Below are 23,760 nucleotides of genomic sequence, written 5' to 3'. Positions count from 1 at the left end.
GCTCCTTAAAGACTGTTGATCAGGGTGGCGAAGGTTTCCTGGGCCGCCTTGATGATCTGCGACGACGCGGTGTAGTACTGCTGGAACTTGATCAGGTTGCCGGTCTCTTCATCGATCGACACACCCGACAGGCCGTTGCGGCTTTCCACAGCAGAGGTATGCAAGGCTGTGGTTGCATCGCTGTCCATCTGCGCCTGGCCGGCCTTGCCGCCAACGTTGGAGACCAGCTTGGCGTAGGCATCGGTGAAGCTGATGCCCTTGCCGTTGGCGCCAACCTCGACCGTGGACTTGGTCTGCAGGTCGATCACCGACAAGGCGTTGCGGTTGTCTGCCGAACCTGCGCCGGTCAGCGCCACGGTATAGCTGTCGCCGTTCTTCGGTGCGCCGGAAACGCTCATCTCGAAGGTGAAATTGCCGCCCAGCGAATTGCCGCTGCCATCGACCATCGGCACCGACAGCTGCAACTTGTTCTCCTGGCCAGGCACGATGGTGCCGCTGCCGATCTCGGTACCCTTGGCGTCGTACATCTTGTAGGCCTGAGGTGAACTGGTGTCATCGCCGAACACCAGCTTGACCGGGGTCGAATACTTCAGGCCAGTCTGCAATTGCGAACGTTGGGCGGCATCGTAGATGTCCATCTCCGAGGTCAGCGTCGGCTGAGTGATGACGCCGGTACCTTTGTTGCCCGATCCGCTGGTGGCGGTCAGCGGCGAAGCCAAGGCCAGGCGCTTTGGGTCGGTCAGGACAGTGTCGATGCCTGCGGCCGCATTGCGGGTCGGGGTGATCTTGAAGCTGTCGCCAGCACTCAGGCCGCCACCATTGAGCGACAGGGTGAACCCATCGATCACCGGGGGCGGGGTGTCGGTGAGGTCGAAACTGCCCATGTCGGTGCCTTCTGGCAACTTGCGCACGCTATAGCCAGTGGCGCTGGTGAAGGTCACCTGGTAATCGCTGGTGCTGAGCTTGCCAGTGTCCTTGATGGTCACATCGAGGTTGCCGGAACCTGCGCTGTTGCCGGTCTTGGCGACACTACGCTGGCTGATGGCCGCGGCGCTGTTTATATCGCCGAACAGAGTGGCACCGAAGTCACCGTTCTTGTCGATGCCCTGGGCCAGCTGGCTGTTGATCGCATCGGCTACTACCAAGGCCACGCGACCGAGCTCGTTGAGCGCCGGGTCGAGGGTATCCTTGCGGTAGCGGATCAGGCCGCCGAGCTCACCACCGGTAGTGCTGCTGGTGATGTCCATCTTGGTCGAGCCGCGATTGAGGATCAGGCTCATGCGAGTCGGGTCGGTGGCGCTCGGCTGCACACCGATGGTCTGGGTGGTGTTGCCCAGCACCAGGGCCTGGCCGTTCTTCAGGTAGATGTCGTAGTTGCCGTTCTTCTGCTCTACAACATCGGCACCGATCAGCGCCGACAACTCGCGCACCGCGCCGTCGCGCTGGTCGAGCAGGTCGTTGGGCTGGCCATTGACGGCCGTCATCTTGGAGATCTGGCCGTTGAGGTCGGCAATCGACTTGGTCAGCGCGTTGACCTTGTCAGCGATCGACGCCATGTTGGCATTGATGTCGCTATTCTGCTGGTTGAGCTGCGCCGACAGGGTGTTGAAGCGCTTGGCCAGGGACTGCGCGCTGGTCAGCAGCAGTTGGCGCGAGGCGTCCTCGGTCGGCTTGGCCGCAGCATCCTGCATGGCGCTGAAGAAGCTTTTCAATGCAGCGGTGATACCGGTGTCGCTGCTCGACAGGGCGGTATCCAGCGGCGTGATCTGGTTCAGGTACGATGTGGCATCGCTGCTCAGCGAGGTGGTGCTGCGCAGCTGGTTCTCGAGGAACGCGTTATAGACCCTGCGCACATCCGCCAAGGTAGTACCGCTGCCAATGAACACCTGGCCGACTTGCTGGCCGCCCTTGGTCTTCTGCACATTCTGCTGGCGCGAGTAGCTTTCGACATCGGCGTTGGCGATGTTGTTACCGAGGGTGTACATCCCCGATTGCGCGGCGCCAAGCCCCGACATACCAATGTTGATCAGACTCGCCATGGTTCCATGCCCTTAAAGTTTCGTTGCGGTACCGAGCATTGCGTAGTGCTCGTACGACTTCATCTGTCTTGCGATCTGCGAGATCTTGCTGGCGTAATTCGGGTCGGTGGCGTACCCGGCCTTTTGCAACTCTTGCACGAACTGCTCTGGTTTATCGGCGGCCTTCACCGCATCTTGATAGCGCGAATTGTTCTGCAGCAGGCTGACCAGGTCGTGGAAGCTGTCCTGGTAGGAATCGTAGGAGCGGAACGCCGCTGTCTCCTTGACGAACTGGCCATCGCGGAACTCGCTGGTGATCGCACGCGCCTCGCCACCCTCCCAGTTGCCGGTTGCCTTGATGCCGAACAGGTTGTGGCTGCTGCTGCCATCGGTGTTGCGCATGACCGACTTGCCCCAGCCGGTTTCCAGGGCGGCCTGCGCAACCAGGTAGCGTGGGTCGATACCGATGCGCTTGGCTGCCTGCTCGGCCATCGGCAGCATGGTGGCGACGAATTCGTCGCTGTCGGCAAAGGCCTTTTTCGGTGCCAGCGGTGGCTGGGCCACGGCGCGCCCGAGGATGCGCAAGCCGTTATCCGGCACGGCGAAGGCCTTGGCCACTTGCTGGCCGTCACGGGCCGGCACGGCTGCGGTATTGGTGCTGGCCGCCGACGGCACGATGCCGGCCATCAGGCGGTCGGTGAGCTTGCTCGGCAGCGCCAGGCGTCGTGAATTGAGCGCGGCGACGTCGTTGCGGGTGGCAGTCGACTGCACGGCATGCACGGGCTCGGCCACCTTGTTGCCCCACAACGTCGGTGCATTGCCCTCGATACGCGGAAACGGGCTGGTGTTGGCCGGCGTGCCCTTGTTCTTCGACAGCTGGCGCACCAGTACGTCCTGCAGCCCGATGCCGCCACCTTCGCGGGACATGCTCACGGCCAACTGCTGGTCGTACATGTCGCGGTACTGCTTCACCGTTTCGGTGTTCATCGGGTTGTCGTCGGCCAGCACGTCGCTGGCCTTGCGCGAGGCCTTGAGCATTTCGCTGATGAACAGCGACTCGAACTCCTGGGCCACCTTGCGCACGTTGGCATCGCTGTCGCGGTCGCCATGCTTGAGCGAGCTCAGGCGATTGAGGTCGGTGTAGGCGCCGCTGTCGGCACTGCCAGAAACCAGGCTTTTGCTGTTCATGCGCGCCGTCCTCAGATCACGATCAGGTCGGCCTGCAGGGCGCCGGCCTGTTTCAGGGCTTCGAGGATGGCCATCAGGTCGCTGGGCGCTGCGCCCACTTGGTTCACCGCGCGGACGATTTCATCCAGCGTGGTGCCCGGGCCGAACTTGAACATCGGCTTGGCTTCCTGCTCGGCGTTGACCCGCGAGCGCGGCACAACGGCGGTCTGGCCATTGGAGAACGGCCCCGGCTGGCTGACGATCGGGTCTTCGGTAATGGTCACGGTCAGGCTGCCGTGGGTCACTGCGGCCGGCGACACCTTGACGTTCTGCCCAATGACGATGGTGCCGGTGCGCGAGTTGATGATGACCTTGGCGACTGCCTGGCCAGGGTCGATCTCGAGGTTCTCGAGGATCGACAGGTAGTCCACGCGCTGGCTCGGGTCCATCGGCGCAGTGACACGCACCGAACCGCCGTCCACGGCCTGGGCCACGCCCGGGCCGAGCAGGTCGTTGACCTTGTCGACAATGCGCTTGGCGGTGGTGAAGTCGGGGCGATTGAGGTTCAGGGTCAGGCTGTTGCCCTGGTTGAAGCCGCTCGGCACTGCACGCTCGACGGTAGCACCGCCAGGGATACGACCGGCCGACGGAACGTTGACGGTGATCTTCGAACCGTCACGGCCCTCGGCATCGAAGCCACCCACCACCAGGTTGCCCTGGGCCACGGCATAGACGTTGCCATCGATACCCTTGAGCGGGGTCATCAGCAGGCTGCCGCCGCGCAGGCTCTTGGAGTTACCGATCGAGGACACGGTAATGTCCACCACCTGGCCTGGCTTGGCGAACGCCGGCAGGTCGGCATGCACCGACACTGCAGCAACGTTCTTCAGCTGCACGTTGCCGGAGCCGGCCGGCACCTTGATGCCGAACTGCGACAGCATGTTGTTGAAGGTCTGCAGGGTGAACGGCGTCTGGGTGGTCTGGTCACCCGTACCGTTGAGCCCCACCACCAGGCCGTAGCCGATCAGCTGGTTGGAGCGCACGCCAGAAATGCTGGCGATGTCCTTCAGGCGCTCGGCCTGGGCGCCAAAGGCACAGGACAGGAGCAGGGTTGCGGCAATCAGCTGCCTCACGTTGAACATGGTCATCCGTACTCAGAAAGGCCAAAGCGGGCTGATGAAGAAGCGGTCCAGCCACCCGGGCTGGCTGGCATCGGCGAACGAGCCGGTACCGGAATAGGTAATGCGCGCGTCGGCCACACGGGTGGACGGCACGGTGTTGTCGGTGGCGATGTCATCGGCGCGGATCATGCCGGCAATGCGCACCAGCTCTTCGCCGGTGTTCAGGGTCAGCCACTTCTCGCCGCGCACGGCGATGATGCCGTTGGGCAGCACTTCGGCCACGGTCACGGTGATCGAACCGGTCAGGGTGTTGCCCTGAGTGGCCTTGCTGTCACCCTTGGTGGCGCGCTCGCCGCTGTAGCCGGCCTCCAGCGACAGGTCACCACTGCCGAACGGGTTGTTGGTGTTCGGCGTGGTGCCGAACAACGATGTCAGGCCGATGTTGGCGTTGCTGTTTTTCTGGATCTGCGAGCCGGCGTTCTTGCTGGCCGATGTGCGCTCGTTGAGGGTGATGGTGATGATGTCACCCACCCGGAAAGCCTTGCGGTCGCTGTACAGGTTCTGCTCGAAGCCGGCCTGGTAGATCGAACCGTTGTTGGCCGCTGCCGGCAACGGGGTGCGCGGCAGTACCGGCGCGTAGTACGGGTCGTTGGGCTTGGGCGTCGGCGCGACGCAACCTGCCAGCAACACCGCCCCCCCCAGGGCGAAAACGGACAACAGACGATTCATGACGCTTACCTCACGGGTGCAACGGAGTGACGGGGTTAGAGCTGCCTGCTTCAGAGCTGTTGAGTAACGAACGACAGCATCTGGTCAGCGGTGGAAATGACCTTGGAGTTCATCTCGTAGGCACGCTGGGTGGTGATCATGTTCACCAGCTCTTCCACGGTGCTGACGTTGGAGTTTTCCAGGGTCTGCTGCAGGGTGGTGCCGAAACCGTTCAGGCCCGGGGTGCCGACTTGCGGCGCGCCACTGGCGGCGGTCTCGAGGAACAGGTTGTCGCCAATCGCCTGCAGGCCGGCCGGGTTGATGAAGTCGGCGGTCTGGATGTTCCCGATCACCTGCGCAGCCGGGTTGCCGGCGGTGGTGATCGACACGGTGCCGTCCTGGCCGACGGTGAAGGTCTGCGCGTCGTTCGGCACGACGATGGCAGGCTCCAGCGCGAAGCCGTTGGCGGTGACGATCTGGCCGTCGGAGTTCAGGTGGAAGGTACCGTCACGGGTGTACGAAACGGTGCCGTCCGGCTGCAATACCTGGAAGAAGCCACGACCGTTGACCGCCATGTCCAGCGGGTTTTCCGTGGTCTGCAGGCTACCGGTCTGGAAGTTCTTCTGGGTGCCGACAATGCGCACACCAGTACCGACCTGCAGGCCGGAAGGCAGCTCGCTGTCCTGGGTGGACTGCGCGCCTGGCTGGCGTTTGATCTGGTACAGCAGGTCCTGGAACTCGGCGCGATCCCGTTTGAAGCCGGTGGTCGAGACGTTGGCCAGGTTGTTGGAGATGACCGTCAGGTTGGTGTCCTGGGCGGACAGGCCGGTTTTAGCGACCCAAAGAGCCGGAAGCATGTAAGTTCTCCTCGTGCGCCTGTTTTACGGCACCCGTTCAAAAGTGATTAGCCGATTTGCAAAACACGCGCCATGGCTTCGTCGCCTTCCTTGGCCGCGTTCATCATCTTGACGTGCAGTTCGAATTGACGGGACAGCGCCAGTACCGAAGTCATTTCTTCCACGGCGTTGACATTGCTGCCTTCCAGGAAGCCCGACACCACCCGTACGTTGACGTCGGCGTCGGCCGGTTGGCCGTCGCGGGTATGGATCAGGCCATCCAGGCCCTTGGTCAGGCCTTTGGTATCGGGGTTGACCAGCTTGATCCGGTCGACTTCGGCCATCACTCGCGGGTCTTCCCCCATGGAGCGGATGCTGATGGTGCCATCGGCGCCGACTTCGACCTTCTGCTCTGGCGGAATCGCAATCGGGCCGCCGTTGCCGATTACCGGCATGCCGTTGCCGGCACGCAGCACACCGAGGGCATCGATGTTCAGGCTGCCGGTGCGTACGTAGGCTTCACTGCCATCGGGCGCCTGCACGGCGATGAAGCCCTTGCCGGTCACCGTCACATCCAGATCGCGGCCGGTTTCCACCATCGGACCTTCGCTGAAGTCGGTGGCCGGGCGCTCGGTCATGGCAAAGGCGCGCGACGGAAAGCTGTCGCCGAACACCGGCATCGAGCGAGCCTGCTCCAGGTCTCGCTGGAAACCGTTGGTGGAAATGTTCGCCAGGTTGTTGGCGTGCGCCTTCTGCGCCAGCGCATTCTGGCTGGCACCGGTCATGGCCACGTAAAGCATCTTGTCCACAGTCATCCTCCATTGCACTGGCGGTCGTTTGCCGCTCGCCGTTGCTATGCGAGCTAGAAAGCAAGTTCCGAACCAACTTTGCGAAATCATGAAAAAGCCCGTGGATACGGGCTTTCGAGGGGGCAGTCGGTGTGTTGGACGCCGGTTATCCGGCGCTTGGTGGCCGAGGGCGCCAAACCTGACCCGGCCCCTCCGCGGGTCACCCCGCGAAGAGGCCGGTACAGGTTTATTCAAGGCTCGCGGCAACCACCATTGCTGTAAGGCCCGGCGAATTTCTTCCAGCCCTCCCCCGGCGGCCATTGCGAGCAGACCAGGCGCCCATCCACCTGGCTTTCCCAGCGCCACCAGGGCGCCGTACCGGCCTGGGCCTGGTACAGGCAAAAAGCAGCGAACAATGTGACAACCAGCCTTTTCATGACCCCTCCGGCAAAGACGACGAACCCCTTCATGACAAAGGGGTTCGCCCACATGCACTCAGCCAGCGACCATCAGGCCATCTGGATGACGGTCTGCATGATGGTGCTTTCAGTGGAGATAGTCTTGGCGTTCGCCTGGTAGTTGCTCTGCGCCTTGATCAGCTCTACCAGCTCCTGCGTCAGGTTCACGTTCGAGCCTTCCAGCGCGTTGGACTCGACGCTGCCCAGGGTACCTGTCTTCGGCGCATCGATGCCCGGGATACCGGACGTGTAGGTTTCGGTCCAGCGGGTACCACCAATCTGCTGCAGGCCCTGCTCGTTGGCGAAGCTGGCCAGGGCCACCTGGCCAATGGCGCGGGATTGCTGGTTGCTGAAGCTGGCGAACAGCACACCCGTCGAGTCGATGCTCAGGCTCGACAGGATACCGGTCGCGTAGCCGTCCTGGGACTGCGACATGCGCGCGGTCTCGGTGTTGTAGGAGGTGGTGCTGTTCATCGCCAGGCGCATGCCATCGGCATTGCCCACCGCGCCGTTGGAGATCCAGTTACCCGCAGAATCTTCAACCGCCGGCACCCAGCCAGTCATGGTGAAGGTGTTGTTGGTCACGGTGAACGACGAGCCCGCCGGGTGGCCGGTATTGTCCGCAGTCATGCTCTTGACCGAACCATCGCTGTTGAAGCTGATGGTGCCAGTCAGCGGCGCGGTGGAGGATGGCGAAAACGGGTTGCGCCCATCGACCAGGGTGTACATGGTCCACTCATTGGTGCCAGTCTTGCGATAGAACTGCTCCATGGTGTGCTCGTTACCCTGGCTGTCGTACACCTTGGTCGGGAAAGACTTGGTGTAAGTCGTCTGATCGGAAGGATCGAACGGCAGGTTCGGCACCATCGCGCCAGTACCATCATCCACTTCCAACGGAATGTCGGCGGCCGAAGAGTTCAGGTTGATGCCCTGGTCGATCAGGGACGTTGCCTTTGGCTGCAGCGACGACGTATCGATCTGCAGATCGGTCAGCACACCCTTCTGGATCTTGCCAGTCGAGTCGGCGGCATAGCCCTGCAGGCGCAGGCCATCCGAGGTAACCACGAAGTTGTCCTTGCTGGCCTGGAAAGCACCGGCACGGGTGTACACGCGCGAGCCGTTATCAGACAGCACGAAGAAGCCCTGCCCCTGAATCCCCATGTCCAGCACGTTGCCGGTGGTATTGACGTCACCCTGGGTGAACTGCTGGGAAACAGCTGCCAGGCGCACGCCGTTACCTACCTGGTTCTTGCCCACGCCCAGGCGGTTGGAACCTGCATAGACATCGGCGAACTCGGCACGCGACGACTTGAAGCCGTTGGTGTTGACGTTGGCGATGTTGTTGCCAGTGACATCCAGTTGTTTGTTTGCTGCGTACAGACCGCTAAGGCCGATATTGAAAGACATGAATTCGCTCCTTTTGCCGCTCTAGCGGGCCTTAGATACCGATGGTTTGCACGTCGGAGAGGGACACTTTGCCGACACCGGCGAGGTTGAGCACCATTTCGCCGGCGGCGCTGAAACTGACGCTGGTCACCTTGGCTGGCAACAGCGTGTTCATCTGCACCGACTTGCCATCCACCGTGGTGGTGGCAGTGAAGGTGTAGGTACCAGGGTCGACTTTTTCGCCACTGTTGTTGGTACCGTCCCAGATGAAGTCGGCGTAACCGGCTTTCTGTTCACCCAGCTCGATGGTCTTGACGGTATTGCCGTCCTTGTCCTTGATGGTGATCTTCGCTTCACCGATGGCTTGTGGTACGACGAACTGCGCATTGAAGCTTTCTGCTGTGTCGACCACGGCCTTGTCGTTCTGCACCACCACCGAACGCCCGACCAGCGACGATGCCTGCAGGGCCTGGGACGAGGCCATGGCGCTGGTGATGGAGTTGACCGATTCGTTCAGCGAGGTAATGCCTTCCAGGCTGCTGAACTGCGCCAACTGGGCAACGAATTCACCGTTGTCCTGTGGGTCCAGCGGGTTCTGGTGCTGCATCTGGGTGACCAGCAATTGCAGGAACGCGTCCTTGCCGAGCGAGTCGTTGCCGGTCTTGGATGCGGTGTCCGTGGTCTTCTTCGTGCTGGTACCTACACCCGACGCCGCTAGCACGTCGTTGAGGTTCACACCGTTGGTATCGATTGCCATGGTCTGGTTTCCTTATCACTGACCGAGGGTCAGGACCTTCTGCATCATGGCCTTGGCCGTGTTCATCAGCTCGGCATTGGTCTGGAACGCGCGGCTGGCGGAGATCATGTCAGCCATCTCCTCAACCACGTTGACGTTCGGGTAGTAGACGTAGCCATCCTTGTTCGCCGCCGGGTGGTTGGGCTCGTAACGGGCCTCCAGGTTGCTCTGGTCCTCGACGATGCCTTTTACCTGCACGCCCTGCCCTGCCTCGCCTTGGTCTTCGAACAGCGACTGGCTGCCGCCGGCCTGCGCGTCCTGGAAGGTGGTGGCGAACACCGGGTGGCGGGCGCGGTAGGTCTGATCGATGCTCGAGGAAACGGTCTCGGCGTTGGCGATGTTGGACGCAACGGTGTTCAGGCGCGTGTTCTGCGCACTCATGCCGCTACCGGCAATATTGAAGACACTGGAAAGGGACATGGTCATTCTCCCCGCAGGGCCGAAACCAGCCCTTTGAATTTACTGTTGAGCAAGGTGAAGCTGGCCTGGAAGCCGACGGCGTTTTCGGTGTAGTTCGATTGCTCGATCTGCGCGTCCACGGTGTTCTGGTCGATCGACGGCTGCGTTGGCGTGCGGTACTTGAGGGTATCGTCAGCCATGGCCAGGCCCTCGGCCTCGATATGGCGGCTGTTGGTACGATCCAGGCTGAAACGGCCGCCGCTTTGCTGCTTGTCGCTTTCGGCAGCGAGCACCGAGGCGAAGTCCATGTCGCGCGCCTTGTAGTTGGGCGTGTCGGCGTTGGCGATGTTGTTGGCCAGCACTTCGGCACGCTGAGCGCGGAAGCCCAGGGCCTTTTCGTGAATACCAAGCGCCTTGTCGAAACTGATGCTCATGTCGGGGAAACCTTCGGAGGTTGACCGGAATATCGTTGGGCAAGGTATAGCAAGTGCTGTGCCAACCAACAGAAACCCCGGAAATACAGGCTTGCAGGGCGAGATGCTGTCAGAGTGATGCCAGAAAAGCGGCAAAGGCCTTCCGCCTTGGGCGGCGAAAGCGGCAATTGCCGGGCGGCAAAAGCGGCAAAACAAAAAATTGACGTCAGCATTTCTCCTGTGCCGGCCTCTTCGCGGGTAAACCCGCTCCCACAAGGTTCTGCACAGCTTTCAAGGTCGGCGCGGTACCTGTGGGAGCGGGCATGCCCGCGAAGAGGCCGGCACAGGCAAACAAAAAGGCCGGCAACTTTCGCTGCCGGCCTTTGTGCTTACTTCGCCTGGTAGATGATTCCCGGGCTGCACTGCACCATCTGGTAATGGTCCGGCAGCCCGTTCAGCGCCTCGGAAGCCCCGAGGAACAGATACCCGCCCGGCTTCAAGGTACTGTGGATACGCAACAGGATGTCCTTCTTCACCTGCGCCGAGAAGTAGATCAGCACGTTACGGCAGAACACCACATCGAACTTGCCCAGGCTGGCATAGCTGTCGAGCAGGTTGAACGAGCGGAACTCGACGCGGCTGCGAATCGCTGGCTTGACTGCCCAGCGCCCCGGCCCCTTGGTGTCGAAGTAGCGCTGCAGGCGCTCCTGGGACAAGCCACGGGCAATCGCCAGGCTGTCGTACTCGCCGGTCTTGCAGTTGGTCAACATCGTGCCGGACAGGTCGGTGGCAACGATCTGCGCGCCCATCTTCAACTGGCCGAGGTTGCTGCGCTCGAATTCGTCGATGGCCATCGAGATGGAATACGGCTCCTGCCCCGACGAACAGGCCGCCGACCACATGCGCAGGCGCTGGCCAGGGTTGTTGCGGATGAACTCGGGTATGACCTTGTTCTTCAGTACCTCGAACGGATAGGTATCGCGAAACCACAGGGTCTCGTTGGTGGTCATGGCATCGACCACCTGCTCACGCAAGCCGCCGCGCGGCTGGGCCTGGATCCGCTGAACCAGCTCGCCCAGACTCTTGATGCCCTGTTGCTCCATCAGCTTGTTGAGACGGCTGGAGACCAGGTACTGCTTATTCTCGCCCAGCAGGATGCCACAGGCTTTCTCCAGGAAGACCCGGAACTGTTCGAAATCCAAATTACCCGTAGACACTACTGCCGCCTCTTTTAAATCACTGGTGCCGGGGGCCTGCCCCCGGCTGCTTCAATGCGCTGCCTTGATCCGGTCGACTACCCGCTGGGCCAGGTCGTCCGGCTTGAACTTGGCCAGGAAGTCATCGGCACCGACCTTCTTGACCATCGCCTGGTTGAACACCCCGGAAAGCGAAGTATGCAGGCAGATGTGCAATTTTTGCATGCGCGGATCGCTGCGGATCTCCGCCGTCAGCGTATAACCGTCCATTTCCGGCATTTCAATGTCCGAGATCATCATCAGGAACTCTTCTTCCGGCTTCTTGCCCTCATCCACCAGCTGGCGCAGGTAGTTCAGGGCCTGACGGCCGTCGTTGAGCGCTACCACCTCGACCCCCACGGTCTGCAGGCAGCGGCTGACCTGCTTGCGCGCCACCGACGAATCGTCGACGGTGAGCACCCGCAACAGCACGGCCTTGTCCTGCACCTCGGCATCGATCACCCCGGCCGACACCGATTCGGACGACGGCGCCACTTCGGCCAGCACCTTCTCCACATCGATGATCTCGACCATGCGGTTGTCCACCCGGGTGACCGCCGTCAGGTAGTGGTCACGGCCGGTGCCCTTGGGTGGCGGATGGATTTCTTCCCAGTTCATGTTGACGATGCGCTCCACCGAGTGCACCAGGAAGCCCTGGGTCTTGGTGTTGTACTCGGTGATGATCACGAAACTGTTGCGCGTGTCTTCCTGCAGCGGCCGCAACCCGGTGGCCATCGACAGGTCGAGGATCGGGATGGTCGCCCCGCGAATATTGGCAACACCGCGCACCACCGGGTGCGCCTTGGGCAGCAGGGTCAGCGCAGGGCATTGCAGCACCTCCCTGACCTTGAATACGTTGATGCCGTAAAGCTGCTCGCCATTGAGGCGGAACAGCAGCAATTCCAGGCGATTCTGCCCCACCAGCTGCGTGCGCTGGTTGACCGAATCCATAACACCTGCCATGCCAGACTCCTTTATGTTTCAGCCTTTCGTTGCAACTCAGGTAGCGAGTCGGCACGGGCTTTGCTTTTTTGAGCGCCATGTACACGAAAACGACATTTTTCCGACGATTGACACGCCTGCTGACTGGCTCGCTGGCCATGCTGTGCCTGATGGTGCCCGGCGCTCGCACGGTAGCGGACGCGTTTACCTTGCCTGAACAGCTTATCGGTGTCACTCAAGGGTTTCTTGAATTCAGCGTCGAAGATTATCTGGCAACCACCCAGACCGCCGGCCGTTACGAGATCCAGGTCAACCCACTGGACCCGCGCCTGCGCATGCCGCTGTGCAGCCAGCAGCTGGACGCCTCACTGGAAAGCCCGGCCCAGCCGCTGGGCCGCGTCACGGTAAAGGTACGCTGCGAAGGCACTGCGCCATGGACCGTATTCGTGCCGGCCACCGTGCGGCTGTTCCGCGATGTGGTGGTGGTGACCCGGCCGCTCAAGCGCGACAATGTGGTGGGCGAAGGCGACGTGGCCCTGCGCGAGCGCGATGTCGGCACCCTGGGCCAAGGCTTTTTGACCGAACTGGAACAGGCGGTGGGCATGAAGATGCTGCGCCCCACGGTGATCGACCAGGTACTCACCCCGCAACACCTGGAACAGGCCGAGGTGGTGCGCAAGGGCGACCACGTGGTGATCATCGCCCGCAGTGGCAGCCTGAGTGTGCGCATGCCCGGAGAAGCCCTGAGCAAGGGCGGCCTGAGCGAACAGATCCGGGTGCGCAATCTCAATTCCAAACGGGTAATCAAAGCCAGGGTGACCGGCCCCGGCCAGGTCGAGGTAAGTATGTAGCCAGCCCATTGATTTGCGCTGGCGGTGAGGAACCGCTTTTCCTAAACTGTGTCAGAAAACGGGTTCGCGAGCTTGCTGACAGGCGGCTATGCATTTGTGCCTAAAGTTTCTTTCGGGTTGGCCGAAAACAAGGCAAGCGTCCAAATACCCAGAGGTTTCTGATCATGGTCATCGACTTCAGTCGTTTGAATAACTCTCCGTCCGTAACGGGCGGCGTGCGCGGCAACACCGCGAGCGGCAGCGCCGAAAAACCGGCAGCCAGCCAGGAAGCGGCAACCGCCACCAGCGCCAGCGGAGAAGCGGTACACCTCAGCCAAGAGGCCCAGCAGTTGCAGAAGATCAGCGACAAGCTGCGCGACGAGCCGGTGGTCAACAGTGCCCGTGTGGCCCAGTTGAAACAGGCGATCGCCGACGGCAGCTACCAGGTCGATGCCGGCCGGGTCGCCAGCAAACTGCTCGATTTCGAAGCCCAGCGCTGACCGTTCGGCGCGCTGACTTCATGGACGCTAGAAAAGCCAAGAGTTAGCCATGCACGACACCACCTTGCTGCAACTGATCGAAGATGACATTGCCCCCATGCAGGAACTGCTGGAGCTTCTGCAAAAAGAAGCGATCGCCCTGCATGGCCGCGACATGGCGCCACTGGAGAACATCCTGGCCCGCAAGCAGTCTTTGATCGTGCTGCTGGAGCAGCAAGGCCTGCGGCGCAACAACCTGCTTGCCAGCCTTGGCCTGAGCCCTGATCGCGCCGGAGTGGAAGCCGTGGCGGCACAATCGCCGAACGGTGAGCTGCTACTGCAACAACTCGATGTGATCAGCCAGCTGATGCAAGCCTGCCAGCAGCTCAACGAGACCAATGGCCGGATCATCCAGGTGCAGCAACACGTCACCAACAACCAGATCCGGATCCTCATGGGCGGCGAAGCCCCTTCGCTCTACGACAGCCGCGGCAGCACCTCGCCACTGGCCAAGCCACGGGCGCTCAGCCAAGTGTGATTTTTTCTATCAAGGCACGGAACATACTGGCAAAATGCCGTTAATTGCGTGTGTCGCTTTTGCCTGGAGAACGATAAGCCGTGTTCAATGAATCCGATGCCCCGCAGCCGCCAAAGGTGCTGAACACCCCTTTGGAGATTGCGGCCAACTTGCGGCAGCTGCAGGAAAGCCATGACCCTCTGATCATCACCTTCCACGACCGCAGCCAGCGCTTCCAGAGCTACGTGGTGCACGTGGACCGTGAAAGCAACACCTTGGCGCTGGACGAGATGATCCCGCGCGACGGTGAGAAGTTCATCGAGAACGGCGAACACTTTCGCGTCGAAGGCTTCCACGATGGCGTGCGTATCGCCTGGGACTGTAACCACGAGCTGAAGATCAGCGAAGTCGACGGCCACCGTTGCTACCGCGGCGCCATGCCCCAGGAAATGACCTACCACCAGCGCCGCAACGCCTTCCGTGCCGCGCTGAAGCTGTCGCAGCTGGTCGATATCATCCTTGATGGTACCCACCTCAAGGGCAACGGCGCCCTGCGTGGCAAGCTGCTGGACATCTCCGCCACCGGCTGCAAGCTGCGCTTCGAAGGCAATGTCGAAGATCGCCTGCAACTGGGCCAGGTGTACGAGCGATTCAAGGCGGGTAACCCGCTGGGCCTGGTCGACACCATGGTCGAGCTGCGTCACCTGCACTATGAAGAGCGGATCAACACCACCTTTGCCGGGGTGCGCTTCCACAACCTCAACGGGCAGGCGCAGCGCAAGGTCGAGAGCTTTGTTTACCAGCTGCAGCGTGAGGCGCGGCGGTTCGACAAGGACGATTATTGATACCGTCGCGGATGGGCGTCGTTCGCACGTCCATCCTACCTCCCCCGGACTTCACTTCTTCCTCCTGCCTTTTATCACCATGGCCAAGCTTCCCACTGCCTTGCGCACAGCCCTGAACTGATTGTACGGGCTCGCACTCACCATCGAGTGCCTCTTGCGCATGAGGTTTTATGAAAGCTACCAAATTCACCGCAGAACTGGCTTACGATCAAGGAACCATCGGGGTCGTTGACTCCACCCTGAATCCACGTCAGGACGGCTGGCTATGCCCCCGGAAACACAAACAATATTCACCCATGAGGTTTACGTTCACCTTGCAAGATGAACGTAACGGGAAAAGGTTCTATCACATCCACGCTGCAGAGGGTTGGGCCTATACCGGCGCAATGGTCCAGACAAGCCTTAACGGGTGGGTGGGCCTGTACGGGTTGGGTGTAGTCGGCAGGCTTGTAGATTATGTTACAGCCGTCAACCACCGTGGCGTGGATCCGCGCTGGCAAATTCAGGCACTGACCGACTGGGATGGTGATTTGAAGACGTTGGAGAACGTGGAGTTGCATCTACTGGACAGGTACGGCCAGGCGATGTCGATAGAATCCTACGTACACGAGTCCGTCACGCCGACCGGCATCGGCAAATTACCAACCACCAGCCATACACGTGCCTACTATGTGAGCGTGAACAAAGGAGCTCAGGACAGAAAGATACGTTTCAAGCTGCGTGACATCCGCGCCGCCTGACAACGGATGATTTACCGCAGCGTGAGTCGCTGCGGTTTTGTGTTTCTCCTATGCTGGCGCTTTCGCGGGTAAACCCGCTAAGAGGCCGGCACAGACCTACACCGGCTTGCTGACCTCACCTTCCGGCTCAGGCTCCTTGTCAGCCGCCTTCTCTTCCGCCTCGGTATCCTCCGCCGCCACCGGCGCCTGCATCACCTCCTGTACCGTCTGTTCATCCACCCGTGGGTCCAGCGCCGCCGACAACGGTGAACCTGCAGCCGGCATGGCAACGTGGCCCAAAGGTGCATCCTGCACCTGATGCAGCCCGGTAACCGCCTTCGGCCGGATGCGCCACACCAGCACCAGGGCAAAGAACACGAAGAAGGCATACAGCATCTGCGGGCCCAGCACCTTCATCAGCACACCTGCGGCCAGCGGCCCGATACACGCGCCCACGCCGTAGGTCACCAGCAGCATCGCGGTCAGCGACACCCGCCGTTCGCTTTCCACATGGTCGTTGGAAAACGCCACAGCCAGCGGGTACAGGCAGAATTGCAGCAACGAAATCACGAAGCCTATGCCGAACAGCAACTCCAGCGGCACGCTGGGCAACATCGCCAGCGGCGCCGAGGCCAGCGCCAACCCCACCGCCACGCTGCGGATCAGCACGGCCCGATCGTAGCGGTCAGACAACCAGCCCAACGGCCACTGCACCAACAGGCCGGCAAAAATGCAGCTACCCATGAACAGACCAACCTGCTCAGTAGTCATGCCCTGGCTGGAGGCATACAAAGGCGCCAGGCCATAGAACGAGCCGACGATCAGCCCCGAACCCAGCACCGTGCTGAGCGACTGCGGCACGCGCTTGATGAAGAACTTCGGCTCCATGGGTGCCGGGCGCAACGGCGCCGGGTGAATGCGCCGGGTCATCGCGACCGGTACCAGGCACAGGGTGAAACACATGGCGACCAGCATCAGCAACTCCAGGCCAAGCTGTGGGTGCACCACCAGGATCAGCTGGCCGAGCACCAGGCCCAGGTACGAGGCGATCATGTAGCCGCTGAATACCGCGCCGCGATGCTTCACATCAGCCTGCTCGTTCAGCCAGCTCTCGATGACCATGTACTGACACATCATCCCCAGGCCGACGATCATCCGCAGCCCGACCCAGGCCGGCAACCAGCTGGTCAGGCCATGGCCGAGCACAGCCGCGCCGACGATGCCGGCGCAAGTGGCATAGGCACGAATGTGGCCTACCCGGCCAATCAGCCGGTGGCCCACCTTGCCGCCTACCGCCAGGCCAAAGTAGTTGGCTGCCATCAAGGCACCCACCCACAGGCTGTCGACATGATCAGCTGCCAGGCGCAGGGCCAGGTAAGTACTGAGAAGGCCCGAGCCGATCAACATCATCAGCGCGGCGAAATACAACGACTGAAACGGCTTCCATATATTTCGCATAGGTCCCTTGCGGCTCCCGGGTCAGGTGGCGATGGGTTGCAGCCAAGCATAAAAGCAAAATTGCTGCGGCGCAGTCCCCTGCCTGACAAATCGCGTATCAAGGGCGCGTCCAGTGTCGGTCATGTCGTGATCATGCACTTGCCTCATGGGCCCAAGCTGCGCTCCAAGCGTTTCCATCTCATTGTTCAACAACCGAAGGGTTAGCTTGCCTCTACCCATCCCGGGATCAATTGAGACAGGAGGTTTACATGATCAAAGCTGATTTCACCGCCGAACTGCATACCCATGCAGGCCGAGTGGTAGTCGCAGAATCATCCATCGGGCAACACCCATTCACATGGCTGGATGAGGATGGCTGGTTGTGCGTCGATAATCACCGAAATAAGCATGCGCGGGACGAGATCGTACGTATCGCGTTTGATTTCACCTACATCAAATCGGAGAAGGGACGAGACCTCTACTACATCTCATGCAACAACCACTGGAAATTCGCGGGCGCGAGGCTTGAGCAAAATCCGAGAGGCTGGCTCGGCTTGTATGGAACAGGCGTCATAGGCAGAGTCACGGATGCCGTGGCGAACTTCAAGCCGCAACTGGCAGGCCTTGGCGACTACTGGAAGATCGATTCATTCGATGACTGGGACGGCGACCTGCGGAGCGCTGAAGAAATTCCGTTCTACCTGCGTGACAAACACGGCCATCGTGTTGCATCGACAAGGCCTGAAGATGCATCCACAGACCTGTCCCTTACCTTTGACAGTTTTTTGAATGCAAGCGCAACGCCGGGACAAATACTCACGTTCTACCTGAAGAACATCCGGCTAGCCTGACACCCAGCATCACACCTGCGAAGGCCCTGCCAGAAGGTGCCCTGCCTCTCAGAACCAAAGAGGCATTGCTACCGCCAATCATCAGCCAGGCTACACCTATTCCCGCAAGGTCATGCCATTGGCCGGCAACGGCAAAGCCGTCTTGTAGCGCACCTGCTTCAAGGCAAAGCTCGACCGAATGTTGGCCACCCCTGGCAGCCGCGTCAGGTAATCGAGAAACCGTTCCAGCGCCTGGATGCTGGGCAGCAGCACCCGCAACAGGTAGTCCGGATCACCGGTCATCAGGTAGCACTCCATCACCTCGGGCCGCTCGGCAATCTCTTCCTCGAAGCGGTGCAGCGACTGCTCCACCTGCTTCTCCAGGCTCACATGAATGAACACGTTCACATCCAGCCCCAGCGCTTCGGGCGACAGCAAGGTCACCTGCTGGCGGATCACCCCCAGTTCCTCCATTGCCCGCACTCGGTTGAAGCAGGGTGTGGGGGACAGGTTCACCGAGCGGGCCAGCTCGGCGTTGGTGATGCGGGCATTTTCCTGCAGGCTGTTGAGAATGCCGATATCGGTACGATCGAGTTTGCGCATGAGACAAAATCACCGGTTTTTTGTGTTTATGCGGAATGTTTATCTGCCCTGCTCGGCAAAGGCAATCAACTTGAGAGAAAAATTCTCCTGCTGGCCCACTAAGATGTAGGGGACGCTGACCTACCAGTCACAAGCCGGTACTCAGCGGCGGCCGCTTCAGAGCTCACAAAAACAAATACCCGAGCGAGCGTAAAAAGCATGAACGAGTACGCCCCCCTGCGTTTGCATGTGCCCGAGCCTACCGGCCGGCCAGGCTGCCAGACCGATTTCTCCTACCTGCGCCTGAACGATGCAGGTCAAGCCCGTAAACCGCCAGTCGATGTCGACGCTGCCGACACTGCGGACCTGTCCTACAGCCTGATCCGCGTGCTCGACGAGCAAGGCGACGCGCAAGGCCCGTGGGCCGAAGACATCGACCCGCAAGTTCTCCGCCAGGGCATGCGCGCCATGCTCAAGACGCGGATTTTCGACAGCCGCATGGTGGTCGCCCAGCGCCAGAAGAAGATGTCCTTCTACATGCAGAGCCTGGGTGAAGAGGCCATCGGCAGCGGCCAGGCCCTGGCCCTGAACCGCACCGACATGTGCTTCCCCACCTACCGCCAGCAAAGCATCCTGATGGCCCGCGACGTGTCGCTGGTCGAGATGATCTGCCAGCTGCTGTCCAACGAGCGCGACCCGCTCAAGGGCCGCCAGCTGCCGATCATGTATTCGGTACGCGAGGCCGGCTTCTTCACCATCAGCGGCAACCTGGCGACCCAGTTCGTGCAGGCGGTCGGCTGGGCCATGGCTTCGGCGATCAAGGGCGATACCAAGATCGCCTCGGCGTGGATCGGCGACGGCGCAACCGCCGAGTCGGACTTCCACACCGCCCTCACCTTCGCCCACGTGTACCGTGCCCCGGTGATCCTCAACGTGGTCAACAACCAGTGGGCGATCTCCACCTTCCAGGCCATCGCCGGTGGCGAGTCGACCACCTTCGCCGGCCGTGGCGTGGGTTGCGGCATTGCCTCGCTACGGGTTGACGGCAACGACTTCGTCGCCGTGTACGCCGCTTCGCGCTGGGCCGCAGAACGCGCCCGTCGCGGCCTGGGCCCGAGCCTGATCGAATGGGTCACCTACCGTGCCGGCCCGCATTCCACTTCGGACGACCCGTCCAAGTACCGCCCGGCCGATGACTGGAGCCACTTCCCGCTCGGCGACCCGATCGCCCGCCTGAAGCAGCACCTGATCAAGATCGGCCACTGGTCCGAGGAAGAGCACCAGGCCACCACTGCCGAGCTGGAAGCCGCGGTGATCGCCGCGCAGAAAGAAGCCGAGCAGTACGGCACCCTGGCCAATGGTCACATCCCGAGTGCCGCCTCGATGTTCGAGGACGTGTACAAGGAAATGCCCGACCACCTGCGCCGTCAACGCCAGGAACTGGGGGTTTGAGATGAACGACCACAACAACAGCATCAACCCGGAAACCGCCATGGCCACCACTACCATGACCATGATCCAGGCCCTGCGCTCGGCCATGGATGTCATGCTCGAGCGCGACGACAATGTGGTGATCTACGGCCAGGACGTCGGCTACTTCGGCGGCGTGTTCCGCTGCACCGAAGGCCTGCAGACCAAGTACGGCAAGTCCCGTGTGTTCGACGCGCCGATCTCCGAGAGCGGTATCGTCGGCACCGCCGTGGGCATGGGTGCCTACGGCCTGCGCCCGGTGGTGGAAATCCAGTTCGCCGACTATTTCTACCCGGCCTCCGACCAGATCGTTTCCGAGATGGCGCGCCTGCGTTACCGTTCGGCCGGCGAATTCATCGCCCCGCTGACCCTGCGCATGCCCTGCGGTGGCGGGATCTATGGCGGCCAGACACACAGCCAGAGCCCGGAAGCGATGTTCACCCAGGTGTGCGGCCTGCGGACTGTCATGCCGTCCAACCCCTATGACGCCAAGGGCCTGCTGATCGCCTCGATCGAATGCGATGACCCGGTGATCTTCCTGGAACCCAAGCGCCTGTACAACGGCCCGTTCGACGGCCACCACGACCGCCCTGTCACGCCGTGGTCGAAGCACCCGCAAAGCGCCGTGCCCGATGGCTACTACAGCGTGCCGCTGGACAAGGCGGCCATTACCCGCCCCGGCAATGACGTGACCGTGCTGACCTACGGCACCACGGTGTACGTGGCCCAGGTGGCCGCCGAAGAAACCGGCGTCGACGCCGAGGTGATCGACCTGCGCAGCCTGTGGCCGCTGGACCTGGACACCATCGTCGAGTCTGTGAAAAAGACTGGCCGCTGCGTGGTGGTACACGAGGCTACCCGCACCTGCGGTTTCGGCGCCGAACTGGTGTCGCTCGTGCAGGAACACTGCTTCCACCACCTGGAGGCGCCGATCGAGCGCGTCACCGGCTGGGACACCCCCTACCCACACGCACAGGAATGGGCTTATTTCCCAGGGCCTTCGCGGGTAGGTGCGGCATTGAAAAAGGTCATGGAGGTCTGAATGGGCACGCACGTCATCAAGATGCCGGACATTGGCGAAGGCATCGCGCAGGTCGAGTTGGTCGAGTGGTTCGTCAAGGTCGGTGACATGATCGCCGAAGACCAGGTAGTCGCCGACGTCATGACCGACAAGGCCACCGTGGAAATCCCTTCGCCGGTCAGCGGCAAGGTGCTGGCACTGGGTGGGCAACCAGGTGAAGTGATGGCGGTCGGCAGCGAGCTGATCCGCATCGAAGTGGAAGGCAGCGGCAACCATGTGGATGTGCCCACCAAGGATGTGCCCAAGCGCGAACAGGTCGAGGCCCCCGATGCCCCGGTAGCCGCCAAGCCAGAGCCGCAGAAGGAAGCAAGACCGGCCGCGTACCAGACGCCCGTCAACCACGAGGCAGCCCCGATCGTGCCACGCCAGCCAGGCGACAAGCCGCTGGCCTCGCCGGCGGTGCGCAAGCGTGCTCTGGATGCAGGTATCGAACTGCGTTACGTGCATGGCAGCGGCCCGGCCGGGCGCATCCTGCACGAAGACCTCGACGCCTTCATGAGCAAGCCGCACAGCGCCGGCGGACAAGCCCCGAGCGGCTATGCCAAGCGCACCGACAGCGAGCAGGTGCCGGTGATCGGCCTGCGCCGCAAGATCGCTCAGCGCATGCAGGACGCCAAGCGCCGGGTCGCGCACTTCAGCTATGTGGAAGAAATCGACGTCACCGCCCTGGAAGCCCTGCGCCAGCAACTCAACAGCAAGCATGGCGACAGCCGCGGCAAGCTGACCCTGCTGCCGTTCCTGGTGCGTGCCCTTGTCGTGGCACTGCGCGATTTCCCGCAGATCAACGCCACCTATGACGACGAAGCCCAGGTCATCACCCGCCATGGCGCGGTACATGTGGGTATCGCCACCCAGGGCGACAACGGCCTGATGGTACCGGTGCTGCGCCATGCCGAAGCTGGCAGCCTGTGGAGCAACGCAGGCGAGATCTCGCGACTGGCCAACGCTGCCCGCAACAACAAGGCCAGCCGCGACGAGCTGTCCGGTTCGACCATCACCCTGACCAGCCTGGGCGCCCTGGGCGGCATCGTCAGCACGCCGGTGGTCAACACCCCGGAAGTGGCGATCGTCGGCGTCAACCGCATGGTCGAGCGACCTGTGGTGATCGATGGCCAGATCGTCGTGCGCAAGATGATGAACCTGTCCAGCTCGTTCGACCACCGCGTGGTCGATGGCATGGACGCCGCGCTGTTCATCCAGGCCGTGCGCGGCCTGCTCGAACAACCCGCCTGCCTGTTCGTGGAGTGAGCATGCAACAGACTATCCAGACTACCCTGTTGATCATCGGCGGCGGCCCTGGCGGCTACGTGGCTGCCATCCGCGCCGGGCAACTGGGCATCCCCACCGTGCTGGTGGAAGGCCAGGCACTGGGCGGTACCTGCCTGAACATCGGCTGCATCCCGTCCAAGGCGCTGATCCACGTGGCCGAGCAGTTCCACCAGACTTCGCGCTTTGCCGGCCCGTCGGAGCTGGGCATCAGCGTCGCCTCGCCGCGCCTGGACATCGGCCAGAGCGTGGCCTGGAAGGACGGCATCGTCGACCGCCTGACCACCGGCGTCGCAGCCCTGCTGAAAAAGCACGGGGTCAAGGTGATCCATGGCTGGGCGAAAGTGCTCGACGGCAAGCAGGTCGAGGTCGATGGTCAGCGTATCCAGTGCGAGCACCTGTTGCTGGCCACTGGCTCCAGCAGTGTCGAACTGCCGATGCTGCCACTGGGCGGGCCGATCATTTCCTCGACCGAAGCCCTGGCGCCGAAAACCCTGCCGCAGCACCTGGTAGTGGTGGGCGGCGGCTACATCGGCCTGGAGCTGGGCATCGCCTACCGCAAGCTGGGCGCTCGGGTCAGCGTGGTGGAAGCGCGCGAGCGCATCCTGCCGACCTACGACAGCGAGCTGACCACCCCCGTGGCCGAATCGCTGAAGAAGCTGGGCATCACCCTGTACCTGGGCCATAGCGTCGAAGGTTACGAAGGTGGCTGCCTGCTGGCCCGTGATGGCCAGGGTGGCCAACTGCGCCTGGAAGCCGACCAAGTGCTGGTGGCCGTGGGCCGTAGGCCCCGCACACAAGGTTTCAACCTGGAGTGCCTGGACCTTAAGATGAACGGCGCTGCCGTCGCCATCGACGAGCGCTGCCAGACCAGCATGCGCAACGTCTGGGCCATCGGCGATGTGGCCGGCGAACCGATGCTGGCGCACCGGGCCATGGCCCAGGGCGAGATGGTCGCCGAGATCATCGCCGGCAAAGCACGCCGTTTCGAACCCAGTGCGATTGCCGCAGTGTGTTTCACCGACCCGGAAGTGGTGGTGGTCGGCAAGACCCCGGAGCAGGCCAGCCAGCAAGGGCTGGACTGCATCGTCGCGCAGTTCCCGTTCGCCGCCAACGGGCGAGCCATGAGCCTGGAATCGAAAAGCGGTTTCGTGCGCGTGGTGGCGCGCCGTGACAACCACCTGATCCTGGGTTGGCAGGCGGTTGGCGTAGCGGTTTCCGAGTTGTCGACGGCGTTTGCCCAGTCGCTGGAGATGGGCGCGTGCCTGGAGGATGTGGCCGGTACCATCCATGCCCACCCGACACTGGGTGAGGCGGTACAGGAAGCGGCACTGCGCGCCCTGGGGCACGCCCTGCATATCTGACACTGAAGCGGCCGAGGCCGATTTGGCCCGCAGCGCCCCAAGGCGTTGCGGGTCTTTTTTCGTTCAGGCCTTA

Annotated in this window: 25 protein-coding genes; 10 read left to right on the top strand and 15 right to left on the bottom strand. The window is 62.0% G+C overall.

Translation table 11 applies throughout. The annotated features are described in order from the left end of the window. Window positions 1-5: 5 nt before the first annotated feature. From flgK to IRZ77_RS05965, 13 genes are all read right to left on the bottom strand, one after another. Entirely contained in the window at window positions 6-2,039 is a 2,034-nt protein-coding gene (flgK, locus tag IRZ77_RS06025) for a flagellar hook-associated protein FlgK (protein ID WP_085601610.1), read from the bottom strand. Between the two features lie 12 nt (window positions 2,040-2,051). Further along, the gene (gene flgJ, locus IRZ77_RS06020; protein ID WP_046614605.1) at window positions 2,052-3,206 is read right to left on the bottom strand and encodes a flagellar assembly peptidoglycan hydrolase FlgJ; all 1,155 of its coding nucleotides are present in this window, start codon (window positions 3,204-3,206) and stop codon (window positions 2,052-2,054) included. 11 nt (window positions 3,207-3,217) lie between these two features. Then, on the bottom strand, window positions 3,218-4,327 hold the full coding sequence (locus IRZ77_RS06015; RefSeq protein WP_015271237.1) for a flagellar basal body P-ring protein FlgI: 1,110 nt from the start codon (window positions 4,325-4,327) through the stop codon (window positions 3,218-3,220). A 12-nt stretch (window positions 4,328-4,339) separates the two neighbouring features. After that, window positions 4,340-5,035: a flagellar basal body L-ring protein FlgH gene (flgH, locus tag IRZ77_RS06010; protein ID WP_015271238.1), complete on the bottom strand. Its 696-nt coding sequence runs from the start codon at window positions 5,033-5,035 to the stop codon at window positions 4,340-4,342. A gap of 50 nt (window positions 5,036-5,085) precedes the next feature. Beyond that, a complete protein-coding gene (flgG, locus tag IRZ77_RS06005; protein ID WP_015271239.1) occupies window positions 5,086-5,871 on the bottom strand; it encodes a flagellar basal-body rod protein FlgG in 786 nt (261 codons plus the stop codon). Between the two features lie 47 nt (window positions 5,872-5,918). Next, entirely contained in the window at window positions 5,919-6,659 is a 741-nt protein-coding gene (locus tag IRZ77_RS06000) for a flagellar basal body rod protein FlgF (protein ID WP_015271240.1), read from the bottom strand. A 230-nt stretch (window positions 6,660-6,889) separates the two neighbouring features. After that, entirely contained in the window at window positions 6,890-7,075 is a 186-nt protein-coding gene (locus IRZ77_RS05995) for a hypothetical protein (RefSeq protein WP_108480459.1), read from the bottom strand. Between the two features lie 72 nt (window positions 7,076-7,147). Then, window positions 7,148-8,503: a flagellar hook protein FlgE gene (flgE, locus tag IRZ77_RS05990; RefSeq protein ID WP_046614607.1), complete on the bottom strand. Its 1,356-nt coding sequence runs from the start codon at window positions 8,501-8,503 to the stop codon at window positions 7,148-7,150. 31 nt (window positions 8,504-8,534) lie between these two features. After that, entirely contained in the window at window positions 8,535-9,239 is a 705-nt protein-coding gene (gene flgD / locus IRZ77_RS05985; RefSeq protein ID WP_085601608.1) for a flagellar hook assembly protein FlgD, read from the bottom strand. A gap of 15 nt (window positions 9,240-9,254) precedes the next feature. Beyond that, window positions 9,255-9,698, bottom strand: a complete 444-nt coding sequence (flgC, locus tag IRZ77_RS05980) for a flagellar basal body rod protein FlgC (protein WP_003257260.1) — start codon at window positions 9,696-9,698, stop codon at window positions 9,255-9,257. Between the two features lie 2 nt (window positions 9,699-9,700). Beyond that, window positions 9,701-10,111, bottom strand: a complete 411-nt coding sequence (gene flgB, locus IRZ77_RS05975; RefSeq protein ID WP_015271243.1) for a flagellar basal body rod protein FlgB — start codon at window positions 10,109-10,111, stop codon at window positions 9,701-9,703. Window positions 10,112-10,479: 368 nt separating this feature from the next. Next, entirely contained in the window at window positions 10,480-11,307 is an 828-nt protein-coding gene (cheR, locus tag IRZ77_RS05970) for a protein-glutamate O-methyltransferase CheR (RefSeq protein ID WP_015271244.1), read from the bottom strand. Between the two features lie 51 nt (window positions 11,308-11,358). Then, window positions 11,359-12,288, bottom strand: a complete 930-nt coding sequence (locus IRZ77_RS05965) for a chemotaxis protein CheV (RefSeq protein WP_013973629.1) — start codon at window positions 12,286-12,288, stop codon at window positions 11,359-11,361. Window positions 12,289-12,365: 77 nt separating this feature from the next. Here IRZ77_RS05965 and flgA point away from each other — a divergent pair, with 77 nt between their 5' ends. The 5 genes from flgA to IRZ77_RS05940 all read left to right on the top strand — a co-directional run bounded on the left by flgA (window position 12,366) and on the right by IRZ77_RS05940 (window position 15,678). Beyond that, window positions 12,366-13,118 carry a flagellar basal body P-ring formation chaperone FlgA gene (gene flgA, locus IRZ77_RS05960; protein WP_046614610.1) on the top strand — a complete coding sequence of 251 codons (753 nt, stop codon included), beginning with the start codon at window positions 12,366-12,368 and terminating at the stop codon, window positions 13,116-13,118. Between the two features lie 164 nt (window positions 13,119-13,282). Continuing rightward, window positions 13,283-13,597, top strand: coding sequence for a flagellar biosynthesis anti-sigma factor FlgM (gene flgM, locus IRZ77_RS05955; RefSeq protein WP_015271247.1), 315 nt, complete (start codon window positions 13,283-13,285; stop codon window positions 13,595-13,597). 49 nt (window positions 13,598-13,646) lie between these two features. Beyond that, entirely contained in the window at window positions 13,647-14,114 is a 468-nt protein-coding gene (locus tag IRZ77_RS05950) for a flagella synthesis protein FlgN (protein WP_085601607.1), read from the top strand. A gap of 80 nt (window positions 14,115-14,194) precedes the next feature. Next, on the top strand, window positions 14,195-14,938 hold the full coding sequence (locus IRZ77_RS05945) for a flagellar brake protein (protein ID WP_046614612.1): 744 nt from the start codon (window positions 14,195-14,197) through the stop codon (window positions 14,936-14,938). Window positions 14,939-15,108: 170 nt separating this feature from the next. Then, window positions 15,109-15,678, top strand: coding sequence for a hypothetical protein (locus IRZ77_RS05940; protein ID WP_108481245.1), 570 nt, complete (start codon window positions 15,109-15,111; stop codon window positions 15,676-15,678). A gap of 96 nt (window positions 15,679-15,774) precedes the next feature. Here IRZ77_RS05940 and IRZ77_RS05935 read toward each other — a convergent pair whose 3' ends face one another. After that, window positions 15,775-17,115, bottom strand: coding sequence for an MFS transporter (locus tag IRZ77_RS05935; protein ID WP_108481246.1), 1,341 nt, complete (start codon window positions 17,113-17,115; stop codon window positions 15,775-15,777). 248 nt (window positions 17,116-17,363) lie between these two features. Here IRZ77_RS05935 and IRZ77_RS05930 point away from each other — a divergent pair, with 248 nt between their 5' ends. Beyond that, the gene (locus IRZ77_RS05930) at window positions 17,364-17,945 is read left to right on the top strand and encodes a hypothetical protein (RefSeq protein WP_108481248.1); all 582 of its coding nucleotides are present in this window, start codon (window positions 17,364-17,366) and stop codon (window positions 17,943-17,945) included. A 96-nt stretch (window positions 17,946-18,041) separates the two neighbouring features. Here IRZ77_RS05930 and bkdR read toward each other — a convergent pair whose 3' ends face one another. After that, window positions 18,042-18,527, bottom strand: coding sequence for a Bkd operon transcriptional regulator BkdR (gene bkdR / locus IRZ77_RS05925; protein ID WP_012273540.1), 486 nt, complete (start codon window positions 18,525-18,527; stop codon window positions 18,042-18,044). A 198-nt stretch (window positions 18,528-18,725) separates the two neighbouring features. Here bkdR and IRZ77_RS05920 point away from each other — a divergent pair, with 198 nt between their 5' ends. The 4 genes from IRZ77_RS05920 to lpdA are packed head-to-tail and all read left to right on the top strand — an operon-like array spanning window position 18,726 to window position 23,687. Continuing rightward, window positions 18,726-19,958, top strand: coding sequence for a 3-methyl-2-oxobutanoate dehydrogenase (2-methylpropanoyl-transferring) subunit alpha (locus tag IRZ77_RS05920; protein ID WP_013973636.1), 1,233 nt, complete (start codon window positions 18,726-18,728; stop codon window positions 19,956-19,958). Between the two features lies 1 nt (window position 19,959). After that, window positions 19,960-21,018: an alpha-ketoacid dehydrogenase subunit beta gene (locus IRZ77_RS05915; protein WP_108481249.1), complete on the top strand. Its 1,059-nt coding sequence runs from the start codon at window positions 19,960-19,962 to the stop codon at window positions 21,016-21,018. Then, window positions 21,019-22,305 (top strand): dihydrolipoamide acetyltransferase family protein, encoded by a 1,287-nt coding sequence (locus IRZ77_RS05910; protein WP_046614615.1) that lies wholly within the window; start codon window positions 21,019-21,021, stop codon window positions 22,303-22,305. Between the two features lie 2 nt (window positions 22,306-22,307). After that, window positions 22,308-23,687 carry a dihydrolipoyl dehydrogenase gene (gene lpdA, locus IRZ77_RS05905; protein ID WP_196173091.1) on the top strand — a complete coding sequence of 460 codons (1,380 nt, stop codon included), beginning with the start codon at window positions 22,308-22,310 and terminating at the stop codon, window positions 23,685-23,687. Window positions 23,688-23,760 lie beyond the last annotated feature (73 nt).

Origin of the sequence: Pseudomonas pudica (assembly GCF_015680405.1) — a bacterium.
GTDB classification, from domain to species: Bacteria; Pseudomonadota; Gammaproteobacteria; order Pseudomonadales; family Pseudomonadaceae; genus Aquipseudomonas; species Aquipseudomonas pudica.
The sequence above is the reverse complement of the archived record's forward strand: the minus strand, read 5'-3'. Positions and strand labels throughout refer to the sequence as shown.

Coding starts and splice junctions, on each gene's coding strand:
- flgK (WP_085601610.1), bottom strand. CDS start 2,039: ATGGCGAGTCTGATCAACATTGGTATGTCGGGGCTTGGCGCCGCGCAA.
- flgJ (WP_046614605.1), bottom strand. CDS start 3,206: ATGAACAGCAAAAGCCTGGTTTCTGGCAGTGCCGACAGCGGCGCCTAC.
- IRZ77_RS06015 (WP_015271237.1), bottom strand. CDS start 4,327: ATGTTCAACGTGAGGCAGCTGATTGCCGCAACCCTGCTCCTGTCCTGT.
- flgH (WP_015271238.1), bottom strand. CDS start 5,035: ATGAATCGTCTGTTGTCCGTTTTCGCCCTGGGGGGGGCGGTGTTGCTG.
- flgG (WP_015271239.1), bottom strand. CDS start 5,871: ATGCTTCCGGCTCTTTGGGTCGCTAAAACCGGCCTGTCCGCCCAGGAC.
- IRZ77_RS05995 (WP_108480459.1), bottom strand. CDS start 7,075: ATGAAAAGGCTGGTTGTCACATTGTTCGCTGCTTTTTGCCTGTACCAG.
- flgE (WP_046614607.1), bottom strand. CDS start 8,503: ATGTCTTTCAATATCGGCCTTAGCGGTCTGTACGCAGCAAACAAACAA.
- flgD (WP_085601608.1), bottom strand. CDS start 9,239: ATGGCAATCGATACCAACGGTGTGAACCTCAACGACGTGCTAGCGGCG.
- flgC (WP_003257260.1), bottom strand. CDS start 9,698: ATGTCCCTTTCCAGTGTCTTCAATATTGCCGGTAGCGGCATGAGTGCG.
- flgB (WP_015271243.1), bottom strand. CDS start 10,111: ATGAGCATCAGTTTCGACAAGGCGCTTGGTATTCACGAAAAGGCCCTG.
- IRZ77_RS05965 (WP_013973629.1), bottom strand. CDS start 12,288: ATGGCAGGTGTTATGGATTCGGTCAACCAGCGCACGCAGCTGGTGGGG.
- flgA (WP_046614610.1), top strand. CDS start 12,366: ATGTACACGAAAACGACATTTTTCCGACGATTGACACGCCTGCTGACT.
- flgM (WP_015271247.1), top strand. CDS start 13,283: ATGGTCATCGACTTCAGTCGTTTGAATAACTCTCCGTCCGTAACGGGC.
- IRZ77_RS05950 (WP_085601607.1), top strand. CDS start 13,647: ATGCACGACACCACCTTGCTGCAACTGATCGAAGATGACATTGCCCCC.
- IRZ77_RS05940 (WP_108481245.1), top strand. CDS start 15,109: ATGAAAGCTACCAAATTCACCGCAGAACTGGCTTACGATCAAGGAACC.
- IRZ77_RS05935 (WP_108481246.1), bottom strand. CDS start 17,115: ATGCGAAATATATGGAAGCCGTTTCAGTCGTTGTATTTCGCCGCGCTG.
- IRZ77_RS05930 (WP_108481248.1), top strand. CDS start 17,364: ATGATCAAAGCTGATTTCACCGCCGAACTGCATACCCATGCAGGCCGA.
- bkdR (WP_012273540.1), bottom strand. CDS start 18,527: ATGCGCAAACTCGATCGTACCGATATCGGCATTCTCAACAGCCTGCAG.
- IRZ77_RS05920 (WP_013973636.1), top strand. CDS start 18,726: ATGAACGAGTACGCCCCCCTGCGTTTGCATGTGCCCGAGCCTACCGGC.
- IRZ77_RS05915 (WP_108481249.1), top strand. CDS start 19,960: ATGAACGACCACAACAACAGCATCAACCCGGAAACCGCCATGGCCACC.
- IRZ77_RS05910 (WP_046614615.1), top strand. CDS start 21,019: ATGGGCACGCACGTCATCAAGATGCCGGACATTGGCGAAGGCATCGCG.
- lpdA (WP_196173091.1), top strand. CDS start 22,308: ATGCAACAGACTATCCAGACTACCCTGTTGATCATCGGCGGCGGCCCT.